General features: G+C 66.2%; 19 protein-coding genes. 14 read left to right on the top strand and 5 right to left on the bottom strand.

The genetic code is table 11. From position 1 onward, the window contains the following. Window positions 1-14 precede the first annotated feature (14 nt). Together dcd and AC3IQ7_RS18260 are read left to right on the top strand one after the other, a co-directional pair. On the top strand, window positions 15-584 hold the full coding sequence (gene dcd, locus AC3IQ7_RS18265; protein WP_035819543.1) for a dCTP deaminase: 570 nt from the start codon (window positions 15-17) through the stop codon (window positions 582-584). 110 nt (window positions 585-694) lie between these two features. Continuing rightward, window positions 695-1,030: a FlxA-like family protein gene (locus tag AC3IQ7_RS18260; RefSeq protein ID WP_099377448.1), complete on the top strand. Its 336-nt coding sequence runs from the start codon at window positions 695-697 to the stop codon at window positions 1,028-1,030. A 41-nt stretch (window positions 1,031-1,071) separates the two neighbouring features. On the opposite strand, the gene AC3IQ7_RS18255 is transcribed toward AC3IQ7_RS18260, so the two are convergent. Together AC3IQ7_RS18255 and AC3IQ7_RS18250 are read right to left on the bottom strand one after the other, a co-directional pair. Beyond that, on the bottom strand, window positions 1,072-2,577 hold the full coding sequence (locus AC3IQ7_RS18255) for a sensor histidine kinase (RefSeq protein ID WP_489206923.1): 1,506 nt from the start codon (window positions 2,575-2,577) through the stop codon (window positions 1,072-1,074). Window positions 2,578-2,579: 2 nt separating this feature from the next. Next, window positions 2,580-3,269 carry a response regulator transcription factor gene (locus tag AC3IQ7_RS18250; protein WP_099377446.1) on the bottom strand — a complete coding sequence of 230 codons (690 nt, stop codon included), beginning with the start codon at window positions 3,267-3,269 and terminating at the stop codon, window positions 2,580-2,582. Window positions 3,270-3,462: 193 nt separating this feature from the next. On the opposite strand from AC3IQ7_RS18250, the gene AC3IQ7_RS18245 reads away from it, so the two are divergent. Genes AC3IQ7_RS18245 through AC3IQ7_RS18230 form a run of 4 tightly spaced genes read left to right on the top strand, consistent with a single transcriptional unit; the run spans window position 3,463 to window position 5,568 of the window. Then, the gene (locus tag AC3IQ7_RS18245) at window positions 3,463-3,921 is read left to right on the top strand and encodes a Spy/CpxP family protein refolding chaperone (RefSeq protein ID WP_099377445.1); all 459 of its coding nucleotides are present in this window, start codon (window positions 3,463-3,465) and stop codon (window positions 3,919-3,921) included. 16 nt (window positions 3,922-3,937) lie between these two features. After that, window positions 3,938-4,579, top strand: a complete 642-nt coding sequence (locus tag AC3IQ7_RS18240; RefSeq protein WP_489206922.1) for a hypothetical protein — start codon at window positions 3,938-3,940, stop codon at window positions 4,577-4,579. A 3-nt stretch (window positions 4,580-4,582) separates the two neighbouring features. Then, complete coding sequence (locus AC3IQ7_RS18235) at window positions 4,583-4,747, top strand: hypothetical protein (RefSeq protein WP_158301160.1); 165 nt, start codon at window positions 4,583-4,585, stop codon at window positions 4,745-4,747. After that, window positions 4,705-5,568: a dioxygenase family protein gene (locus AC3IQ7_RS18230; protein WP_099377443.1), complete on the top strand. Its 864-nt coding sequence runs from the start codon at window positions 4,705-4,707 to the stop codon at window positions 5,566-5,568. The genes AC3IQ7_RS18235 and AC3IQ7_RS18230 overlap by 43 nt, the downstream gene beginning before the upstream one ends. On the opposite strand, the gene AC3IQ7_RS18225 is transcribed toward AC3IQ7_RS18230, so the two are convergent. Together AC3IQ7_RS18225 and AC3IQ7_RS18220 are read right to left on the bottom strand one after the other, a co-directional pair. Next, window positions 5,565-7,010, bottom strand: a complete 1,446-nt coding sequence (locus AC3IQ7_RS18225) for a DUF1501 domain-containing protein (protein ID WP_489206921.1) — start codon at window positions 7,008-7,010, stop codon at window positions 5,565-5,567. The two genes, AC3IQ7_RS18230 and AC3IQ7_RS18225, sit on opposite strands and share 4 nt — an antisense overlap. Before the next feature lie 9 nt (window positions 7,011-7,019). Further along, entirely contained in the window at window positions 7,020-8,804 is a 1,785-nt protein-coding gene (locus tag AC3IQ7_RS18220) for a DUF1800 domain-containing protein (protein ID WP_489206920.1), read from the bottom strand. Window positions 8,805-9,214: 410 nt separating this feature from the next. Between AC3IQ7_RS18220 and AC3IQ7_RS18215 the strand changes: the two genes are divergently transcribed. The 8 genes from AC3IQ7_RS18215 (at window position 9,215) to AC3IQ7_RS18180 (ending at window position 17,412) form a co-directional block, all read left to right on the top strand. After that, a complete protein-coding gene (locus AC3IQ7_RS18215; protein WP_489206919.1) occupies window positions 9,215-9,781 on the top strand; it encodes a hypothetical protein in 567 nt (188 codons plus the stop codon). Between the two features lie 63 nt (window positions 9,782-9,844). After that, window positions 9,845-10,582, top strand: a complete 738-nt coding sequence (locus tag AC3IQ7_RS18210; protein WP_489206918.1) for a hypothetical protein — start codon at window positions 9,845-9,847, stop codon at window positions 10,580-10,582. Window positions 10,583-10,586: 4 nt separating this feature from the next. Next, the gene (locus tag AC3IQ7_RS18205) at window positions 10,587-11,942 is read left to right on the top strand and encodes a hypothetical protein (protein WP_489206917.1); all 1,356 of its coding nucleotides are present in this window, start codon (window positions 10,587-10,589) and stop codon (window positions 11,940-11,942) included. A gap of 10 nt (window positions 11,943-11,952) precedes the next feature. Next, window positions 11,953-14,115: a hypothetical protein gene (locus tag AC3IQ7_RS18200; protein ID WP_489206916.1), complete on the top strand. Its 2,163-nt coding sequence runs from the start codon at window positions 11,953-11,955 to the stop codon at window positions 14,113-14,115. A gap of 27 nt (window positions 14,116-14,142) precedes the next feature. Further along, on the top strand, window positions 14,143-15,144 hold the full coding sequence (locus AC3IQ7_RS18195; protein ID WP_489206915.1) for an aminotransferase class I/II-fold pyridoxal phosphate-dependent enzyme: 1,002 nt from the start codon (window positions 14,143-14,145) through the stop codon (window positions 15,142-15,144). Between the two features lie 20 nt (window positions 15,145-15,164). Continuing rightward, window positions 15,165-15,992: a hypothetical protein gene (locus AC3IQ7_RS18190; RefSeq protein WP_489206914.1), complete on the top strand. Its 828-nt coding sequence runs from the start codon at window positions 15,165-15,167 to the stop codon at window positions 15,990-15,992. A gap of 31 nt (window positions 15,993-16,023) precedes the next feature. Next, window positions 16,024-16,674 carry a hypothetical protein gene (locus AC3IQ7_RS18185; RefSeq protein ID WP_489206913.1) on the top strand — a complete coding sequence of 217 codons (651 nt, stop codon included), beginning with the start codon at window positions 16,024-16,026 and terminating at the stop codon, window positions 16,672-16,674. A gap of 9 nt (window positions 16,675-16,683) precedes the next feature. After that, window positions 16,684-17,412, top strand: a complete 729-nt coding sequence (locus tag AC3IQ7_RS18180; RefSeq protein ID WP_489206912.1) for an amidohydrolase family protein — start codon at window positions 16,684-16,686, stop codon at window positions 17,410-17,412. Between the two features lie 15 nt (window positions 17,413-17,427). Here AC3IQ7_RS18180 and AC3IQ7_RS18175 read toward each other — a convergent pair whose 3' ends face one another. Then, window positions 17,428-18,792: a sigma-54-dependent transcriptional regulator gene (locus tag AC3IQ7_RS18175; RefSeq protein WP_233516090.1), complete on the bottom strand. Its 1,365-nt coding sequence runs from the start codon at window positions 18,790-18,792 to the stop codon at window positions 17,428-17,430. Window positions 18,793-18,825 lie beyond the last annotated feature (33 nt).

Below are 18,825 nucleotides of genomic sequence, written 5' to 3'. Positions count from 1 at the left end.
AAGATACCCCTGCGATGACGATTAAAAGCGATAAATGGATACGCCGCATGGCGGAAACAACGGGCATGATCGAGCCGTTCGAACCGGGCCAGGTCAAGGAACGCGACGGCAACCGCATCGTGTCCTACGGCACCTCCAGCTATGGTTATGACATCCGTTGCGCCGACGAGTTCAAGTTGTTTACCAATATCAACACCACCATCGTCGACCCGAAGGATTTTGACGCGAATAACTTTGTCGACGTATCGGGCAAGGGCTATTGCATCATTCCGCCGAACTCGTTCGCGCTGGCCCGTACGGTCGAGTATTTCCGCATTCCCCGCAATGTGCTGACGATTTGCCTGGGCAAGAGCACCTATGCGCGCTGCGGCATCATCGTCAACGTCACCCCGTTCGAACCGGAATGGGAAGGCTTTGTGACCCTGGAGTTTTCCAACACGACACCGTTGCCGGCAAAAATCTACGCCAACGAAGGCGTGGCGCAAGTGCTGTTCTTCGAATCCGATGAAGTGTGCGAAACGTCGTACAAGGATCGCGGCGGCAAATACCAGGGCCAGGTTGGCGTGACCTTGCCGAAGACCTGATTGCTGGAAGGGCGGGGCGCCAGCCGTCTTTACCTGCCTTTACACCCGCCGCCCTACATCCCCCCCCATGCTTGCCGTTAACCTTGGTATTGAAACACTGAGGAGGCATCATGGTAGCGGCAATCGGTTCAGGCGGCGCAGTCAGCGCGGCCAGTAGCGCCAGTTCGGGCAGCAGTTCGCAGATCGCGGCGCTGCAAAAGCAGATCACGGCGGCGCAAAAACAGTTGACGGAATCGCAGAAGGGCGAGCAGACGGAGGCGTCGCAAAAGCTGCAGCAGCAGCTGGCGCAGCAAATCCAGGCCTTGCAGGCGCAAATTGCCCAGTTGCAAGCTGCCGCCGCGCAGGCGCAGCAAGACGCTCAGCCGGCCAGCAGCGCCGATACGGCGACGAGTCCGGCCAAATCGACCTCGTCCACCCTGGGCAGCATCATCGATACGCAGGCGTAACAGTTTATTCGCGCATAAAAAACGCCAGGCTCGCCGACAGGTCAGCCTGGCGTTTTGACGGGCAACAACATTTCCACGCACAGTCCGCCACCACTGCGCAAGCTGGCACTGATGCGGCCGCCATGGGCGTTGATGACGTGCTGGGCGATGGCCAGACCCAGGCCGTGGCCATCCGTGCTGTGCTGGGTATTGCTGGCGCGGAAGAACGGTTCAAAAATACGGGCCAGGTCGGCTGCGGCCACGCCAGGACCACGGTCCTGCACGGCGATGCGCAGCCATTCTTGCTTGCCATCATGCAGGCGCGACAGTTCCACGTGCACCGTGCCGCCATCGGGACTGTGTTTGACGGCATTGCGCACGACGTTTTCCACGGCGCGCGCCAGCAGTTCCGGCCGACCCGTGACGCTGGCGTCCGCCGTGGCCGCGTCGCCCGCCAGGGCTATGCCCAGCAGGCGCGCCCTCGCTTCATAGCGGGCATCGTCCACGATGTCGTGCACGAGATCGGCGATGCTGACGTCTTCGCTGTGCGTCTGCCCGGCTCCCGCTTGCCCGGCGCCCGCTTCCAGCCGGGACAGGGTCAGCAGTTCACCGATCAGTTTATCCATGCGCTCGCTTTCGCGTTCGATGCGCTGCATCGAGGCGGCCATTTTTTCCGGCTGCTGGTGCGCCAGGCCGATGGCGGCCTGCAAGCGCGCCAGCGGCGAGCGCAGCTCGTGCGACACATCATGCAGCAATCGCGTCTGGCTATCCATGAGGCTGCGCAAGCGGCCCGTCATGCGGTCGAAATCGCGTCCCAGGTCCGTCAATTCATCGCCGCGCTTGCCGCTGGCGTGAAAGCGCGGCGCCAGGTTGCCGTGCGAGGCGGCCTCGAACGCTTGCCGCAGGTCGCGGATGGGGCGCGCAAAATACCAGGCCAGCAGGAAAGAGAACAGCAGGCTGGCGGCGATGGCGGCGGCCAGGGGAATGAAGGTGCGGTAGGGGCTGTCCATGCGCGGGCCGGGCGGCATGCCACGGCCGAAGTCGCCGCGTGGTGGCGGCGCGCCCGCTTCGTGGGGCCGTGGGCCGGCTCCCATGACGCGCGGACCGCTCAAGGTGACGGCATTGAGCGTGTCGCGCGCGGCGCCCGCCTCGGCATTGCGGAAACGTTCGGACGAAGGCAGGAACAGCAGGTAGCGCTTGCCATTGCTGCCGGCCGCTTCGCGCACGACGGCATGGGCCTGGCTTTGCTCCAGCATGGCGCGCGCCTTGGCCAGCATGGCGGGATGCACCGTGCGGCCCATCAGTTCTTGCCCTTTGGCATCGACGGCAAACACGCGCATGCGTTCGAGCTTGCCCAGGAATTGCCGCAAGGCCTGGCTGCCGCCCGCTTCCACGGTGGCGCTGGCGGCCTCGATGATCATTTGCGCGGGCGGACTGGTGTCGATGTCGAGGGCCCGTTCCTGCTGCGCGGCCCGGTTTTTCAGCCAGAAGGTGCCGCCGATGCCGATGGTGGCCGTCACTTGCGCCAGCATGATGCACAGAAAAAACTTCCAGAACAGACGGCCCACGCTTACTCCTTGATCAGCTGGTAGCCGAGACGGTACACGGTCTGCAGGCAGGAGCGGCCATCGGCCAGGCTGCCGAGTTTGCGGCGCAGGCTGCTCAAGTGCACGTCGATATTGCGGTCGAAGCGGGCCATGGGCCGGCCCAAGCCCAGTTCCGACAATTGATTCTTGCTCACGGGCTTGCCCGCATGGCGTACCAGCACTTCCAGCAGGTTGAACTCCGTGCTCGTCAGTTCCAGGTGCGCGCCGGCCCAGGCAACGCGGCGCTGTTCTGGCCACATCGTCAGTTGGCCCACGGCCAGCGGCGCCAGCCCCGATGTGTCGTGCGGCGCGGCTTGCGCACGGCGCAGGATGGCGCGGATGCGCGCCGTCAGCTCGCGCGGCGTGCACGGTTTGGTGACGTAATCGTCGGCGCCCAGCTCCAGGCCCACGATGCGGTCCGTATCGTCGCCGCGCGCCGTCAGCATCAGGATGGGCAGGTTGCTGCCGGCGCGGATGCGGCGCAGGGTTTCCAGGCCATTCATGCGCGGCATCATGACGTCGAGGATGGCGATGGCGTACAGGCCCGTCAGCGCCTCAGCCGCGCCGCTTTCACCGTCATGCACGGCGCGGGCGTCAAAACCTTCCTGCGTCAGGTATTCCTGGAACATGCCGACCAGTTCCACGTCGTCATCGATTAACAAAACCTTGCTCATGCCTGTGCTTTTTTCGGGTGAATATCGCCCGATGATAGCAGCCAAAGGGTGCCGTTCAGGGCGGTTTTACCCGCTTTTACATACCTCCGCTTACATTTGCGCAGCTTCCTTTACATGCTTTTACGCCGGCCTAACGTTGCTTTACACGTCAGAGGCCGACAATCAGGGCTGATCGCCACGAAAGGAAAGCCCGATGAAATACCTGAGCATTGCCGTATCCCTGTTGCTGTTGTCCGCCTGCAGCATGCCGCTGCTGGCACTGGCCCAGCAAGAACCTGCAGCGGACGGCCCGCCGCCGCGTGCCATGGAAGGGCCGCCGCCAGGCTTGCCGCCGTTTCTGCGCGACATGGACTTGAGCGAAGCGCAGCAGGACAAGATTTTCGCCGCCACTTACGCCCAGGCCCCCTTGCTGCGGGAACAGGAAAAGATTGCCTTCAAGGCCCATGAACAGCTGCGCGCGCTGGCCGGGTCCAGCGCCTACGACGATGCGAAGGCCAGCGCGCTGGCCAGTACGGCGGCGCAAGCCATGGCGAAGATCAGCTTGCAGCAGGCGCGGCTGGAGCAGCAATTGCTGGCCGTGCTGACGCCGGAACAGCGCCAGCGGGCGCAACAGCGTCAAGACAGCCGTCCCGGCCCACGCCGCCGCCAATAAGCACAGGAGATTAAGCATGAGCATCAGTGCATTGAGTTCGACCAGCGCCACCAGCGAGTTGAGCGCGTTCAGCCGCCTGGGCGGCAGCGGCAGTTCCAGCAATACCAGCAGCGTGGACGGGACGCGGCCGCCAAAGCCCGACGATGGCGCATTTCTCGACGCCATTTCCAGCGCCTTGTCATCGATAGGCGTGACGGTCGATACCAGCGATAGCGCGACGGACAGCACCGGCGCCACCGCCAGCAGCGACGTGGGCCAGGCGCTGGGCGCCTTCCTGCACCAGCTGATGGGCAGCCTGCACGCGCAGGGTGGCGGCAGTGCTGGCGGGCAAGAGGAGGCTGGCGAACCGCCTGCCGGGCCACCACCCGGCGGTGGCGCGCGCGGCGGCCCCGGCAATATCGAATCGGATTTGCAAAGCCTGCTGCAAAAACTCTCGTCGTCCGGCAGCGACAGCGCGGAGAGCACGGACAACAGCGTGACGGACTTGCAGTCCAGCTTTGCCAGCCTGCTCAGCGCGCTGGGCGGCGATGAAGGCAGCACGAGCGCCAGTAACAGCAAACTGGGCAGTTTCCTGCAGGCGCTGTCGGGCAGCCTGGGCGCGGCGAATGCGGGCGGCAGCCTGTCTGCCAGCGGCAACCTGGTCAATACAACGGCCTGAAGCATGGAACGCAAGTTCGCCATTGCCGCCAGGAAGGCGCTTTCGCGCCATGCGACACAGGCTCTGTTCCTGTGCGCCAGCCTGAGCCCCGCCTTGGCGGGCTTGCCCCACTTGATGGAATATATATGGAATTACATGATCACGGTCTGGCATCCGACCTCGAAATGATGCGGCAACAGGCGGCTGAGCGGCGGCAAGTCCTGCGCTGGCTGCTGGCCGGCGCCGCCACCTTGCCTTTGATGAGCTGCGGCGGCGGGTCGGACGCCAGCGGCACGGCGGCGAGCAGCGGCGCTGGCACGGGCACCTCCGGTACGGCGGCGGTAACGATACCTGCCACGGGCGCCTGCACGGTGATTCCCGAGGAAACGGGCGGGCCGTATCCGGCCGATGGCACGAACACGAGTGGCGGCAGCATCATCAACGTGCTGAACCAGTCGGGCGTCGTGCGCAGCGATATCCGCGCCAGTTTCAATGGCGCCACGGGCGTGGCGGCAGGCGTGCCCTTGACCATTCATTTGCAGTTGCTCAACGCCAGCGGCGGCTGCGCCAGCCTGGCCGGCTACGCCGTCTATCTGTGGCATTGCGACCGCGACGGCCTGTATTCGCTGTATTCAAGTGGCGTGACGGCGCAAAATTACTTGCGCGGCGTGCAGGAAACGGACAGCGCCGGCAACCTTGCCTTCACGACCATCTTTCCCGGTTGCTACGCAGGGCGCATGCCGCACGTGCATTTCGAGGTCTACCCCAGCCTGGCGAAGGCGGCCAGTGCCGCGAACCGCATCAAGACGTCGCAGTTCACTTTCCCGATGGCAACGCTGAACGAGGCCTACACGGCCAGCGGCTACACGGCCAGCGTGCGCAACCTGGCGCAGATCAGCTATGCCACCGACAATGTTTTCAGCGACGGCACCAGCTTGCAGATGGCCACGGTGACGGGCAATGCCACGCAGGGCTATGTCGTCACCTTGACGGTCGCCGTGAACGGCTAAGTTGCTGTCATGAAACCCAGGTCGCGCCGGCTGAAGTTGCCGATATTCGGGAACACTTCGGCCAGCTGGCTGTCGGCCACGCCGAACCATTTGGCCAGGGTGGCGCCGTACTGGTCGACGGAGGTGGTCGGCAGCAGGGCGCCGGAACCGACGTCCAGCTCATGGCCCAGGCCCGTGGTGGGGAAGGTGCCGTAGATGTCGCGGCCCTTCACGGCGCCGCCCACGACAAAGTGGTGCGCGCCCCAGCCGTGATCCGTGCCGTCGCCATTGCTGCTGAAGGTGCGGCCGAAGTCCGAGGCCGTAAACGTCGTCACCTGGCGCCGCACGTCGGCGCCCTGCAGGGACGCCAGGGTCGCGTCGAAATACGCCAGCGCGTGCGCCAGGCGCGCCATCAGGTCGCCATGCAGCTCCTTCTGGCGGTCATGCGTGTCGAAGCTGCCCAGGGTCACATAAAACACTTGCCGTTTCGCTCCCAGGGGGCCGCGCCCGCCGATGATGCGCGCCACCGTCTGCAATTGCACGGCCAGCTGGTTGACGCTGGACGCGCCCGTGTTCGGGTTGATATAGGGCGGCGGATTGGGCACGCCGCCCGCGCCGGCCGCCAGCATGGCGCCGCTCAGCACGCTCTGGCTGGAAATGGCGCGTTGCACCGTTGCCACGTGTTCCTGCTCCATCATGTCGTCGCCCGCCGTGCTGATGATGTCGCGCAAGGCGGTTTCGCCCTCGGTGGTGTCGAACAGGTAGCCGCTGCCGATATTGCGGATCGGCACGGCGCCCGCCTGGCCCACCTGGAACTGGCGCACCTGGCGCCCGCTGAGGAAGAGCGCGTTCGACGCGGCCGAGATGGCGGTAAACGTCGCATTGGCGTTGCCGGCGCCGAGCAGGTCGCCCAGGCGTCCGCCCCAGCCGATGCTGGCGCCTTCGGGCAAGCCCGATTGCCACGTCGATTGCTGGTCGTTATGCGAAAACAGTTTCGGCGGCAGCGCTACATTGCCCGCCTTGTATTGCGCCAGGGTCACGGGCTGGATCAGGGTGCCGACATTGGCCACGATGGCGGCGCGGCCGCCGTCGAACAGGTCTTTCACGGGCGCGAGGGCGGGATGCAGGGCAAAGCTGCGGCCCGCCTGGGCCGTGGCGGGGGTGATCGGCAGCACGCCGCCCGTTTCGCCGACGCCGGGCAGGTGGATCGAATCGTTGCTGCCCGTATTGCGCAGGCGCATATATTCACTCCATGAAGGCGTGTCGGTGGCCAGCACCGTGTTGAAGGTATCGTTGCCGCCGTTCATGAACAGGCAGACGAGGGCCTTGTAGTCGTCGGCGGACTGGGCCGCAGCCTGACCCATGGCGGCCAGGTTGAGGGCGAAGGGCGCGGCCGTGCTGCCTGCCAGGCCCAGCATGGAACCGAGGAAGCGGCGGCGCGAGAAGTGAGTAGGGGTAGTCATGCAGCTTCCTTATTTTTGAACCAGGTATTCAGGCGAGGCCATGGCCAGGAAAATGGCCAGGTACACGCGGTTGGATTTCGCCTTCGTCACTTGCGCGGCATTGCTGCCGTTGGCGGCGGGAATGGCGATGCTCGTGACGGCCGACAGGATCTTGGTGCGCAGGCGGGACGACATATTGCCGGACATTAATAGCAAGTTGACCCGGTCCAGCAGGGCAGCGGGCTGCTCGGCCAGCGCCAGTTCGGCCGAGTAGTCGGCCCGCACGGCGCCGTTTTCCGCCACGCCGCCGCTGATGGCATCCTGCATGAAGTTCAGGTAACCGGTGACGGACGGCTCCGACGTGATCTGCATTTCCGGCGCCACCAGGCCCGCCGTCGCCAACGCCGAATTGGGCGGCACGTACGAGGGGCGGAAATAGTTGAAGACGGATGGCGCGTTCATGGGATTCTGGCCCAGTCCCGACAGCGGATCGCTGAGGTAATAGATGCGGTACTGCAAGGCGGCATCCTTGGCGTGGAATGCGCGCATCCAGTTGCCCAGACGCACGAGCGGTTCACGCAGCTTGCCCGTGCGCAGGCTGCTGCCGGCTGGCGCCAGCGCTTCGGGATCGAGCAGCACGGCGCGGATCACGGTCTGCATGTCGCCGCGCACGCCCGAACCATTGTTGGCGAAGGCGGCAGCGACCCTGCCCACATAAGCCGGGCTGGGGTTGCTGGTGACCAGGCGCTGGATCAGCTGACGGCCAAAGAAGGGGCCAGCATTCGGATGGTTGAACAGGGTGTCGAGGGCCAGCGCCATGTCCGCTTCGCCGCCGGCGGCGCCCGCCGCGCTGACGCCCAGAAAGCGTTTTTCGCTGGTGGAGTGGTACGCCGCATAGTTTTGCATCGGCATCCAGTCACGGTCCGGATCGGCCACGCTGCCAAAGAAACGGTTCGCGCCCTGGTCCGGTCCGGCCCAGCTCCAGCCCGTAAACACTTTCGCCAGGCCGCTCACATCGTCGCGCGTGTAGGTGTCGATGGGTTTGCCGCCGTTCAATTTCAATGAACCATCCGCATTCAGCTGGTACAGGCCGATGGTAAATAACTGCATCACTTCGCGGGCGAAATTTTCGTCGGGTGTGCGCGTGGCCGATTCCTTCTGGTTGCGCAGGTGCGACAGGTACAGCCCCATCATCGGATGCGTGGCCACGCCCTGCAGCAGGGTGCGGAAGTTGCCGAACGCATGTTGTCCCAGCATGTCGTAGTAGCTGGCGACGCCCCGCGTTTGCGGCCACACGGCCTCGTTTTGCGTGGAGACGACGAAGATTTCCGACAGGGCAAAGGTCACGCGCTGGCGCAGCTGGTCGTCGCCGCGCACGGCTTGCTGCCAGAACGACTCATAAAAGTCGTTCGGCACGGCCTTGGTGGCCGCCGCGCCCGCAGTGGGATATTTCGCGTCGATATATTTTCGGTGCAAGGTTTGCGGCTTGGAAAACTGCGCGCGGAACCAGGCGTCGCTGTCGCTGGCGGCCAGGGCATCGATGGCCGCCATGTCCGGCCCGAACGTGGCGCGGCCCAGGAAACGCGACGCTTCCGGGCGCGTGAAGGTCGCCGTCTGGCCGCCCGGTGGCGTGGTCAGGGGCGGCGGTGGAATGGTGTCGCCCGGCTTGGTGCCGGGGGCGGTGGTCCCCGGTGGCACGGCCGAGATGTCCGGGTTCTGGGTGGCGCCGGTCTTGCTGTCGCCACCGCCGCCGCAGGCGCTAAGCAGGCTGAATAGGGTGATGGCCAATAAACGGCGCAAAGTAGGGTCTATCATTTAGTTTCTTTCAAGCAATCAAATTCTGGCCCATTAATTGTAGGGCTTGCCTACCAAAATTCTGTTTTCAATTAACTATTTACGTGTTGGCCACGTTTATTTTTATCGCATGTTGAAGTGATGTTGATAGGGTTTTTGGCGGCGTAGCGCGAAGTTTGTTTTTTGAAAATGAAAAATATTTTTTGCCGATAACTAGCACTGTGGCGGATAGGCGACGTAATCATTCCTGCCAATTAAGCTTGTTTGAAAGCTCACCTTGACAACGAAACTCGCTTCGCCGGAAACCATGGTTTTTACGCTATCGGCGAAACGCCGTTCGCCGTCCTGTCTCTTTTTCCCCTGCGCCTGACGGGCATGCCCCTTGCATCAGGGAGGCATGGGCCAGCCGCCCGTCTTCACCGGAGCCTGTCATGACCAGCCGCCTGCTCGCCTATCGTCCTGAAATGGAATTGCCTGAAGCGCCGGGCGCGCTGCCCCTGCAGCAGGAAGATGCGCTGGCCCTGGCGGCGCAGTTGCTGGAACTGCAGGGGCCGGCCCAATTCGACGCTTTCCTGGCGCGCCAGCTGGGCGCCACCGCGGCGGGGCAGCAAGTACGCGGCACGCCGCTGGAACGGTCGCTGCGCCAGTTGCTGGGCAAGGTGGTGGCGCCCTTGCTGCCCCTGCATGGCGGTTCGCCGCAGGCGCTCAAGCGGCGCGCTGCCGGCATCTTCGGCATGGAACTGGAAGGACTCAGCCCGGAAGACAAGGAATTCGAACTGGCGCGCCAGGTGGTGCACCTGATCGATGCCGTCAACACGGCGCTGGCGCAGGATGGCGGCCCGGGCGCGCGCACACCCGGGGCGCGGGTGGAGACGGCCCTGCTGCAAGTGGCACGCAGCGTGGCGCCAGGCTTGCTCAGGCAGGCGGCGCAAACGTCGGTGCGGGACGCTGGCCGCTGGCGCCGCGAGGGCGGGCACATCGTCGTGCTCGATTGTTAGCCGGACGGCCAGTCTGTCCGGCAAGGTAGTCCCAACCGAGGTAATCACTTTGAGGAGCTCATCATGCATGACTTGGATCGTACGACCCTGGAATACGGACAGGAAATGTCCGGCTTTGAAGCGGAACAGTTCGAGTTTGGCCAGGGCGAGTGGAGCGGCGAGGGCGGCGTGAACGCCATGTTTTCCGAGACCGAGGAGATGGAGCTGGCGAATGAACTGTTGTCGGTCAGCAATGAAGCCGAGTTGGAACAGTTTCTCGGCAATTTACTGCGCAAGGCCGCCTCCGTGGCGGGCGGCATCATCAAGTCGCCCGTGGGACAAGCCATCGGCGGCGTGCTCAAGGGCGTGGCGAAGAAGGCGATTCCCCTTGCCGGCGGCGCCATCGGCGGCTATTTCGGCGGCCCGCTGGGGGCCAAGATCGGCAGCGGCCTGGCCTCGGCCGCTGGCGGCGCACTGGGGCTGGAAGCGGAAGCGTCGTCGAACGAGGACCGCGAATTCGAAGGCGCCAAGCAATTCGTGCGCCTGGCCGCCGATACCGTCAACCGCGCGGCGCAAGTGCGCGGTGCGGGCGACCCGCGCGCCATTGCCCAGGCGGCGGCCAGCGCGGCAGCGCGCCAGTTTGCGCCCGGCTTGCTGGGACGCCCCGGCAGCCAGGTCGCCACGCAGAATGGCAGCGGCGCCGGTGCGGCCGGCGGCATGGCGCAGGGCGGTGTGCGCAGCCAGGGCAGCCAGGGCGGCATGCGCCCATCCAGCGGCCGCTGGGCGCGCCAGGGCCACAAAATCGTCCTGTACGGCGTCTGACATCATGGCCATCGGCGCTTACGCTGCCTGGATGCTGGAGCAGGAGGCACGCTCGCTGCTGACGCGGCTGGCGCGGCTGGAACCGTTCGCGCTGATCGAGCCGACGGTGCTGGCCGCCGCCCTGATGCCCAGCGCCCAGTCGGCCATCGAAAGCCAGCTGGTGCAGGGCCGGCGCGAACTGCGGCGCATGGTCGCCCGGTTCCAGTGGTGGCTGCGGCGCGAGCACGCCGACGGCGCCAGCATGGCCACGGCCGCCGAGGCGCAGCGCCGTTTCACTTTCCTGCGCCTGAAATTCAATGCGGCGCTGACCCAGTTCGACCTGTTCAATGAAGTCATCACCCAGCGCAGCGAGCACAAGACGGGCGTGTGGCTGGCCGGCCTGGACATCGTTGCCGCCGACGCGCTGGCGCTGCCCGGCAATGTGTATCAGGCGCCGCCCGTGATCTGCTACCTGGACCGGGGGCCGGGGGCGGCCATCCGTCGCGCGCGCACGCGCCTGCCGGGTGGCGGCGACAATCCCGTCGCCATCATCCGCCTGCCGCGCGAACGCATGATCGGCAGCAGCATCGCCTCGTCGCTCGTGCACGAGGTGGGCCACCAGGGCGCGGCGCTGCTGGACCTGGTGCCGTCCCTGCGGCCCGTGCTGCAAGCCATGCAGCACGGCGGCAGCGGCCTCGTACACGTGTGGCAGTTGTGGGAGCGGTGGATATCCGAGATCGTGGCCGATTTCTGGTCGCTGGCGCGGGTCGGCGTGGCCGCCACCCTGGGACTGATCGGCGTGGTCAGCCTGCCGCGCGTGTTTGTCTTCCGCCTCAATACCGACGATCCCCACCCGGTGCCCTGGCTGCGGGTGCGCCTGAGCTGCGCCATGGGGCGGGCCTTGTTTCCGCATCCGCAGTGGGACCGCCTGGAACAGCTGTGGCTATCGTACTACCCGCTGGCCGGCCTGCCGCCTGCCCGGCAGCGGCTGCTGGAACAGTTGCAGGCCAGCATGGCTGCCCTGGTCGGCTTGCTGGTGCAGCACCGGCCGCCGGCCTTGCGCGGCGGTTCGCTGGTCGAGGCCATGGCCGTGCACACACGCCAGCCGGCCATGCTGGCACAGCTGTTTCGCAGCTGGACCCTGACGCCGGCGCAGATGTACCAGGCGACGCCGACCCTGGTGTTCGCCGTGCTGGGCCAGGCGCGCGCCAGCGGCACCTTGAACCCGGAAGACGAAAGCGAGCTGCTGGGGCGCTTGCTGACCCACTGGGCCCTGCGCAGCACCCTGGACACGTCGGAGCTGTGCGCCGATGTCGTGCGGCATGGCCGCCAGTCCGGCAGGCCGCTGCCGCCCGTGGCGTCGCGTTTGATTATCCATTGAGGAGAATGACATGAGCAGCAAGATAAGCAGCAATATGGGTGGCAAGAGCAGGGCGGCGGGCCAGGCCGGTCCGAAACACCACGGCGGCAGCATCGCTGTCACGGTACACGAACAGGACAGCGGCGTGAGGGTCGTCAATGCCGCCATCAGCCTGTACCGGGGCATGGATGCCGATTGCCATCTGTTCAATGCCGCCACCTGGGTGCCAGACCCTGCCATGCTGGTGGGCGTGCGCTGGACCGATAGCAATGGTTGTACCGTGTTTGCCGACCTGGCGACGGGCCGCTACGTGGGCGTGTATGGCAATTTCCCCGCCATGGCGCCCCAGTGCGTGACGGTGCAGGCGGGTTGCAGCGCCGTGCTGTGCTTCACGCCGCAGCTCAATCCCCAGGTGGGACTGGTGTTCGAGACAGCCGATTGCCAGCCCAGCGACTGCCATTTCGGCAGGGTGGGCGACCGCGCCGTGGCCACGATCTCGTTTGACGGCGATCAAAGCGCCGATGGGCGCGATCAGGTGCAAGTGCTGGCCGCCGCGCCATGGGTGCCGATGCGCGGCGCGGCGAACGCTTTTTCCACGCCTGTGCGGCGCGCCGGCATGCACCGTTTCATGGGACAGATGATGCTGTCGCAGCGTCCCGAACTGCGCAGCGCCTTGCCCGTGCCGGAAGGGCTGAGCCCGGACGCCATGCTGGCGCTGGATGCGGAGTACGAGACGGAAGAGCGCCAGCCGCAGCCCATCTCGGGCAATGTGGGCGTGTCGCTGACGCGCACGGAAACGGAGCCGACGGAAGACTTGCCGCTGTGGACCTTGATACGCAATAGCACCGAGGCGATGTCGTTTACCAATTATCTGCATTTCATGGACAGCCTGTTTTGCGGCGACCTGGCCAATGTGCGCGGCTTCGAGCAGGAGCGCTTCGTGAAAAAGGCCGACATGTTCCAGCAGCTCAAGCAGCGCCGCGCGCTGCCGTTTTCCGATGCCGATTCCTACCGCGTGCTGAAAGTGGCGACGGAAGCGTTCGTGATGGTCAATTGCGGCGTGCTGAACCAGCCGCTGGCGTTCAATCCCGCCGAGGACAACGCCTACCTGGACCGGCGCGACATTCCCCAGGGGCGCGACCTGGAAACCGTGCTGCGCAACGATTACCTGGAAAACATCGACGGCTTCCAGACCTTGCCGTATCTGGCCGTGATCCGCCGCAAGCTGCCCGATATTCCCATCAGCATCCCGCGCGGTCAGGAAGGGGAAGTCGACCTGTGCTTTGGCATCATCCAGGAAAAGCTGGCCAATCCTTGCCTGCTGGAACTGATCTGGTCGTACTGGCATGAAGAGGGCATGCTGGTGCAAACCATGAATGCCATCGCGCAGCGCTTCCAGAATCTGCGCGCGCCGGGCAACAGCCTCGACCCCCTGTCGAACACGGAAATCGACATGTTGCGTCCGCTGAATAATTTACTCTGGGGGTACACGCAGGATGAACAGCATCGGCTGACCGTGATGCGCCGGAACTATGAGTATGACCATCACTATGGTGTGCGCCTGGACGGCAAGGCAGTGCAGCACTTCCGGCCAGCCGATAGCCGCTCCAAATTCCTGGAAGCCTTCCATCACTTGCTGCGCCTGCTGACCTCGTTCTACAAGCAGGATGACGACACCACCGTGAAGGCGGACGCCTTCCCCGTGCTGAATGCCTTGAAAGAAATCCACCTGATCCTGTCGCAGGGCGCGCACAACCAGTTCGGCGACTTGCCGTCGACGGCGCGCATCGAGATGCTGATGCAGCAATGGATGCTGGCACGCCCGGAATTCCGCGAATTTTTGCCCACGCGCGTGATGGTGGCGTATCCGGAGCCGTGGATGGACCGGGTCGATGCCATGAAGAAACTGCAGGGCTGGACGGACACGAGCGTGATGCACTTCCGCAACCTGGCTATCTTCGGCGAACAATTGCTGTTGTCCGTGCGCTATGGCAACTGGAGCGATATCTATGAACCCACGCAAGCGTTCAACTGGGCGCGCTTCTGGAGGCCGCAAGTGCAAGGCTATATCCACGGCTACCGCGCCGCCACCGGGGTCGATTTGTCCGTCGACAGCAGCGACCCGGCGATCGAAGCGACGATGCCCTCGGTGCTGCTGCGCCAGCGCCTGAGCCAGCAGTTGCGCAGCGTCTAGCGTCTAGGGTGGGAGCGGGGCGCGTGCATGCTCGACTTTAGCAGTGCCCTGTACCTGGGCATGCGTCATCCGGCGGCCGCGCTGACGCCGTGGAGCAGCTTGAGCCTGGGCCAGCCGGCCGCGCTGCAGGAGCCGCCCGGCGCGCAGGCCCTGGCCGCAGACCTGGCTGCGCTGCAAGGCTGCGAAGCGGCCTGCGTGCTGCCGTCAACCCTGCATTTGTTCTGGGACCTGTTCGGCATGCTCGCTGCCGAGCGGCTGGTGATCCTCGTCGATAGCGGCAGCTACGCCATCGCGCGCTGGGGCGCCGAGCGGGCGCAGGCGCTGGGCTTGCCGCAGCAAGTGTTTCCCAGCGGCGAGATGGCGGCCTTGCGGCGGCTGGTGGCGGCCTGGGGCCGGCAGGGGCGGCGTCCATTGATCCTGGCCGATGGCTATGTGCCCGGCAGCGAACACTTCTTGCCGCTGGCCGGCTACGCGGCCCTGGCGCGCCAGGGGGGCGGTTATCTGCTGCTCGACGACACGCAGGTGCTGGGCGTGGCCGGTACGCAGGGCGGCGGCTCGGCGCGGCTGCATGGCTTGCATGGCGAATCGCTGATCGTCGGCGCTTCGCTGGCCAAGGGTTTCGGCGTGCCGCTGGCCGTGCTGGCCGGCAGCCGCAAGCTGCTGTGGCGCTTCGCGGCGCGCAGCCAGACGCGCGTGCATGCCAGTCCGCCTTCGGCAGCCGTGCTGGCGGCGGCGCGGCGGGCGCTGGCGCTCAATGCCAGCCATGGCGACGCCCTGCGCGCCAGGCTGGCGGACAGGGTGGCGCAATGGAGGACGGGGATGGCGGCGGCCGGCATCGTTTGCCGCGGTGGCGGCTTTCCCGTGCAGCGCCTGCCCGGCCGCGCCCATTTGCAGCCCGCCTTGCGCGCAGCGGGCGTGCTGGCGCTGGCGCAAGCGGGAGACGGTCCTGGCGCGCTGACTTTTCTGCTGCGGGCCGACCAGACGCCCGGGCAACTGGAACAGGCGATGAACTTGCTTGAACTTGCTTGAACATCACATCAGGAGGCGATATGCACGAAGCATTTGAAATGCTGCCCTTTGCGGGCCAGCCAGGAGCGGGCGAAACTGAGTGGCTGGGTGAGTGGCAGTGGCAAGGCGAGGAAGAGGGGGAAGGCGAATGGGAGGAAGAGCGCATGCGTCCTGGCGGCGGGCGCGGCGGCCTGCGTGCAAGGCCGCCGCTGCGGGGGCCGCGCCGCCCCGCGCCGCCGCGTTACCAGGGACAGGGCCGCCGTCCGCCTCGCTTTGCTCCCCAGTCCTTGCCTTATCTGCCGCCACGCTACCGGGGCTGGGGCGGCTATGCGCCCCTCTACCCGACCATTTATCCGCAGCAAGCCTATCCTGTGGCGGAACCTGCCTTTGACGACCGGCAGGAGCCGGACCAGGGCGCGGATGCAGGCCAGGACCAGGGCCAGGATCAGGACGATGAGCAGCAGCAGGGCGAAGTCCCGCCAACCCTGGCCGGCACCATGGGCCGGGTGCCGGAAACGGCCGCCTTGCGCTACCAAGCGCTGGGGACACTCGCCAACGCCTTGGGCAACGCGAATGGCCGGGGTCCGGGCCTGTACGTCATCGAGTTCGATGCGGGCGGACGGCGCCGTGCCTACAGCGGCCAGACGGACGATCTGCACCGGCGTTTGCTGCAGCACCGGCTGTGCGGCCAGATGTTGGCCGTCGACGTGAGCGCGCACCAGGTGTATGTGGCGCCGCTATCGTCGGCGGCGCAGCGGCGCCGCATCGAGCAGCGCATCCACGACGACATGTTCGCCAACCAGCGCGGCGTGCTGACCAACCAGCGGCGCGAACTGGAACTGGCCGTGCTCGGTGAAATGTGGGGCTGACGATAACAGGGTGACTGCGAAGGAGAGCATCATGCACCAACTCGAATGCGAATGCGCGCAATGCCGCCAGCGGGCCGGCGCCGCGTTTGAAGTGCTGGAGTTCGGCCAGGACTGGCCCGGCAAGGACCGCGCGCCGGCCCTCTTCAGTGAAGAGGAAGAGTTGCAGCTGGCCATGGAATTGCTGGAAGTGTCCAGCGAGGAGGAGCTGGAACAGTTTCTCGGCAATGTCTTCAAGAGCGTGTGGAAGGGCGTCAAGACGGTGGGTGCTACCCTTGCCAAGGTGGCCAAGCCCCTGGGTGGCGCCTTGAAGGCCGTGGCCAAGACGGCCTTGCCCTTTGTCGGCGGCGCGCTCGGTTCGATGATCCCGATACCGGGCGTGGGCACGGCGCTCGGCTCGACCCTGGGGCGCGCCGCCAGCAATGCGCTGGAACTCGAAATGGCAGCCGAGGCACCGGCCGACCGCGAACTGGAACTGGCGCGCCGCTTCGTGCGCATCGCGGGGCAGGCGGCGCGCCTGGCGGCCGACGGCGACGGCAGCGCGCGCGCCGTGGAAAGCGCGCTGACGCGGGCCCTGCATCAGCAATTGCCGCACTTGCGCTCGCCTGCGCCGCAGCAGGAAGAGGAGAGCGGGCGCTGGCGCCGGCGCGGCAACCGCATCGTCGTCATGGGCGACTGGCAATAGCGTGGCACGATGATCATCGATTGCCACTGCCATGCGGGACCGGGCGACGGCTTGAGCGGGCCGTGGGACAGCGATGCGCCGCTGCCAGCCTACCTGCGCCGCGCCCAGGCGGCCGGCATCGCCCGCAGCGTGCTGTTCGCCGCCTTCCACTCCGACTACGCCATCGCCAACCATGGCGTGGCGCGCCTGGTCGCATCCGATCCGCAGCGTTTTTACGGCTTTGCCTTCGTGCATGCGCGGCGCGACCGGGGCCGCATCCAGGACCTGGTGCGCACGGCCGTCGAGCGCTACGGCTTTGTCGGCATCAAGGCGCACCGGCTTGACGCGCGCATCAGCGGCGAAGTGTGCGAGGCGGCGCGCTTCTTTGGCTTGCCCGTGCTGTACGACCCGGCAGGCGAGGTGGCCGTGGCGGAATTGCTGGCGCAGCAGTATCCGGACGTCAATTTCATCCTGCCCCATTTGGGCAGCTTTGGCGACGACTGGGCGGCGCAGCTGGCGTTGATCGACCATCTGGCGCGCCACCCGAACATTTACACGGACAGTTCGGGCGTGCGCCGCTTCGACTTGCTGCAGCAGGCCGTGCGCCGCGCGGGGCCGCACAAGGTCTTGTTTGGCTCGGATGGCCCCTGGCTGCATCCGGGGCTGGAATTGCACAAGATCGACCTGCTGGGTTTGCCGCCGCGCGATGCGGCGCTGATCACGGGCGGCAATTTCTTGCGCCTGACGGGGCTGGCTTGAGGTGGATCAAAGGGATCAATGGGAGGCGGGCCTGGACAGCGCCGCACAGGCGGCCGCCTTGCGGCGTATCTGCAGGGCGCGGTCGGACACGCCCAGGCGGGCGGCGGCGCGCTGGTTGTTGCCGTGTTCCTCGGCCAGCACGAGGCGGATGGCCACGTCGGTGGCGCAGCGCGTGATGTGCGGCAGCTTGCAGCCCTGCGCCAGGGCCCGCCGTACGGCCGCTTCGAAGTGCTGGTCGGGCCAGGGCGGCGCCAACAGCCGTTCTTCCGGGGGCAGGGCGCCGATGGTGATGGGGCCGGGGCCGCAATGGCGGTGCCAGATGCGCGTGACGGTCTGGCGCAGCTCGCGCACATTGCCCGGATAGTCGCGCAGCAGCAGGTATTCGCGCACGGCGGCGTCCAGCGGGGGCGGCGGCTGTTGTGCCAGTTCGGCGAGGAAATGCCGGGCCAGCGGCAGGATATCGTCCTGGCGTTCGCGCAGGGGCGGCGTCTGGCAACGCCAGCCGGCGATGCGGTAATACAGGTCGGCGCGGAAGGCGCCGCGCGCCACCTCGTCTTCCAGTTCGCGGTTGGTGGCGCAGACGAGCCGAAATTGCGTCGGTTGCCAGGTATTGCCGCCCACGCGCTTGTATTTGCGTTCCTGGATGGCGCGCAGCAGCTGCGCCTGCAGGGGCAGTTGCAGTTCACCCACCTCGTCGAGGAAAAGCACGCCGCCGTCGGCCAGGGCAAACGCGCCGTCGCGGGCCGCCGCCGCGCCCGTAAACGCGCCCCGCTCGTGGCCGAACAGCTCGCTGCCGGCCAGTTCCGGCGACAGGGTGGTGCAGTCGAGAATGGTGAAGTCTCCCCTGCAGTTGCCGAGACGGTGGACCAGTTGCGCCAGTAAATCCTTGCCCGTGCCCGTTTCGCCCGTGATCAGCATCGGAGCCTGGCTGAAGGCGGCCATTTCCACCACCTGGTGCAGCAAGGCGGTCCAGGCTGCGCTGTCGCCCACCAGGTGCTGGCGTACGGCGCTGGATGCCAGCAGCTGCGCCACGGCTTGCCAGCGCTGCAGGCGCGCCAGCACCTGGCCTGCATCGATGGTGCCGGCAGGCCACAGCAGCACATCGAGCGCGCCAGCGGCCATCAGGGCCCGCTGCTGCGCGCAGCTGGGAGCCTGGCCGCAGGCGGCAATGGCCAGCACGCGGGCATGGCGGCACAGCGCCGGCAGCGCTTGCAGCAACGTGGCATTGGCCTCGGCAAACAGCACGATGCCCGCTCCGTCCTCTTCGCCATCGTACCGCCGGGCTACAGTTACCTGAGCCTGCTTCAAGGCCGCCATCAGCAAGGCGCCACTGTCAGCCGCCGCCTGCTGCGCGATTTCCAGCCACACCTTGAGCGTCATATGCCTGCCGTCACGAGGGCACGAGTCGCCCAT

The organism is Janthinobacterium sp. GL_088 (assembly GCF_057837845.1).
Note: the sequence above shows the minus strand (reverse complement) of the source record. Positions and strands in the feature narration are given on the sequence as shown.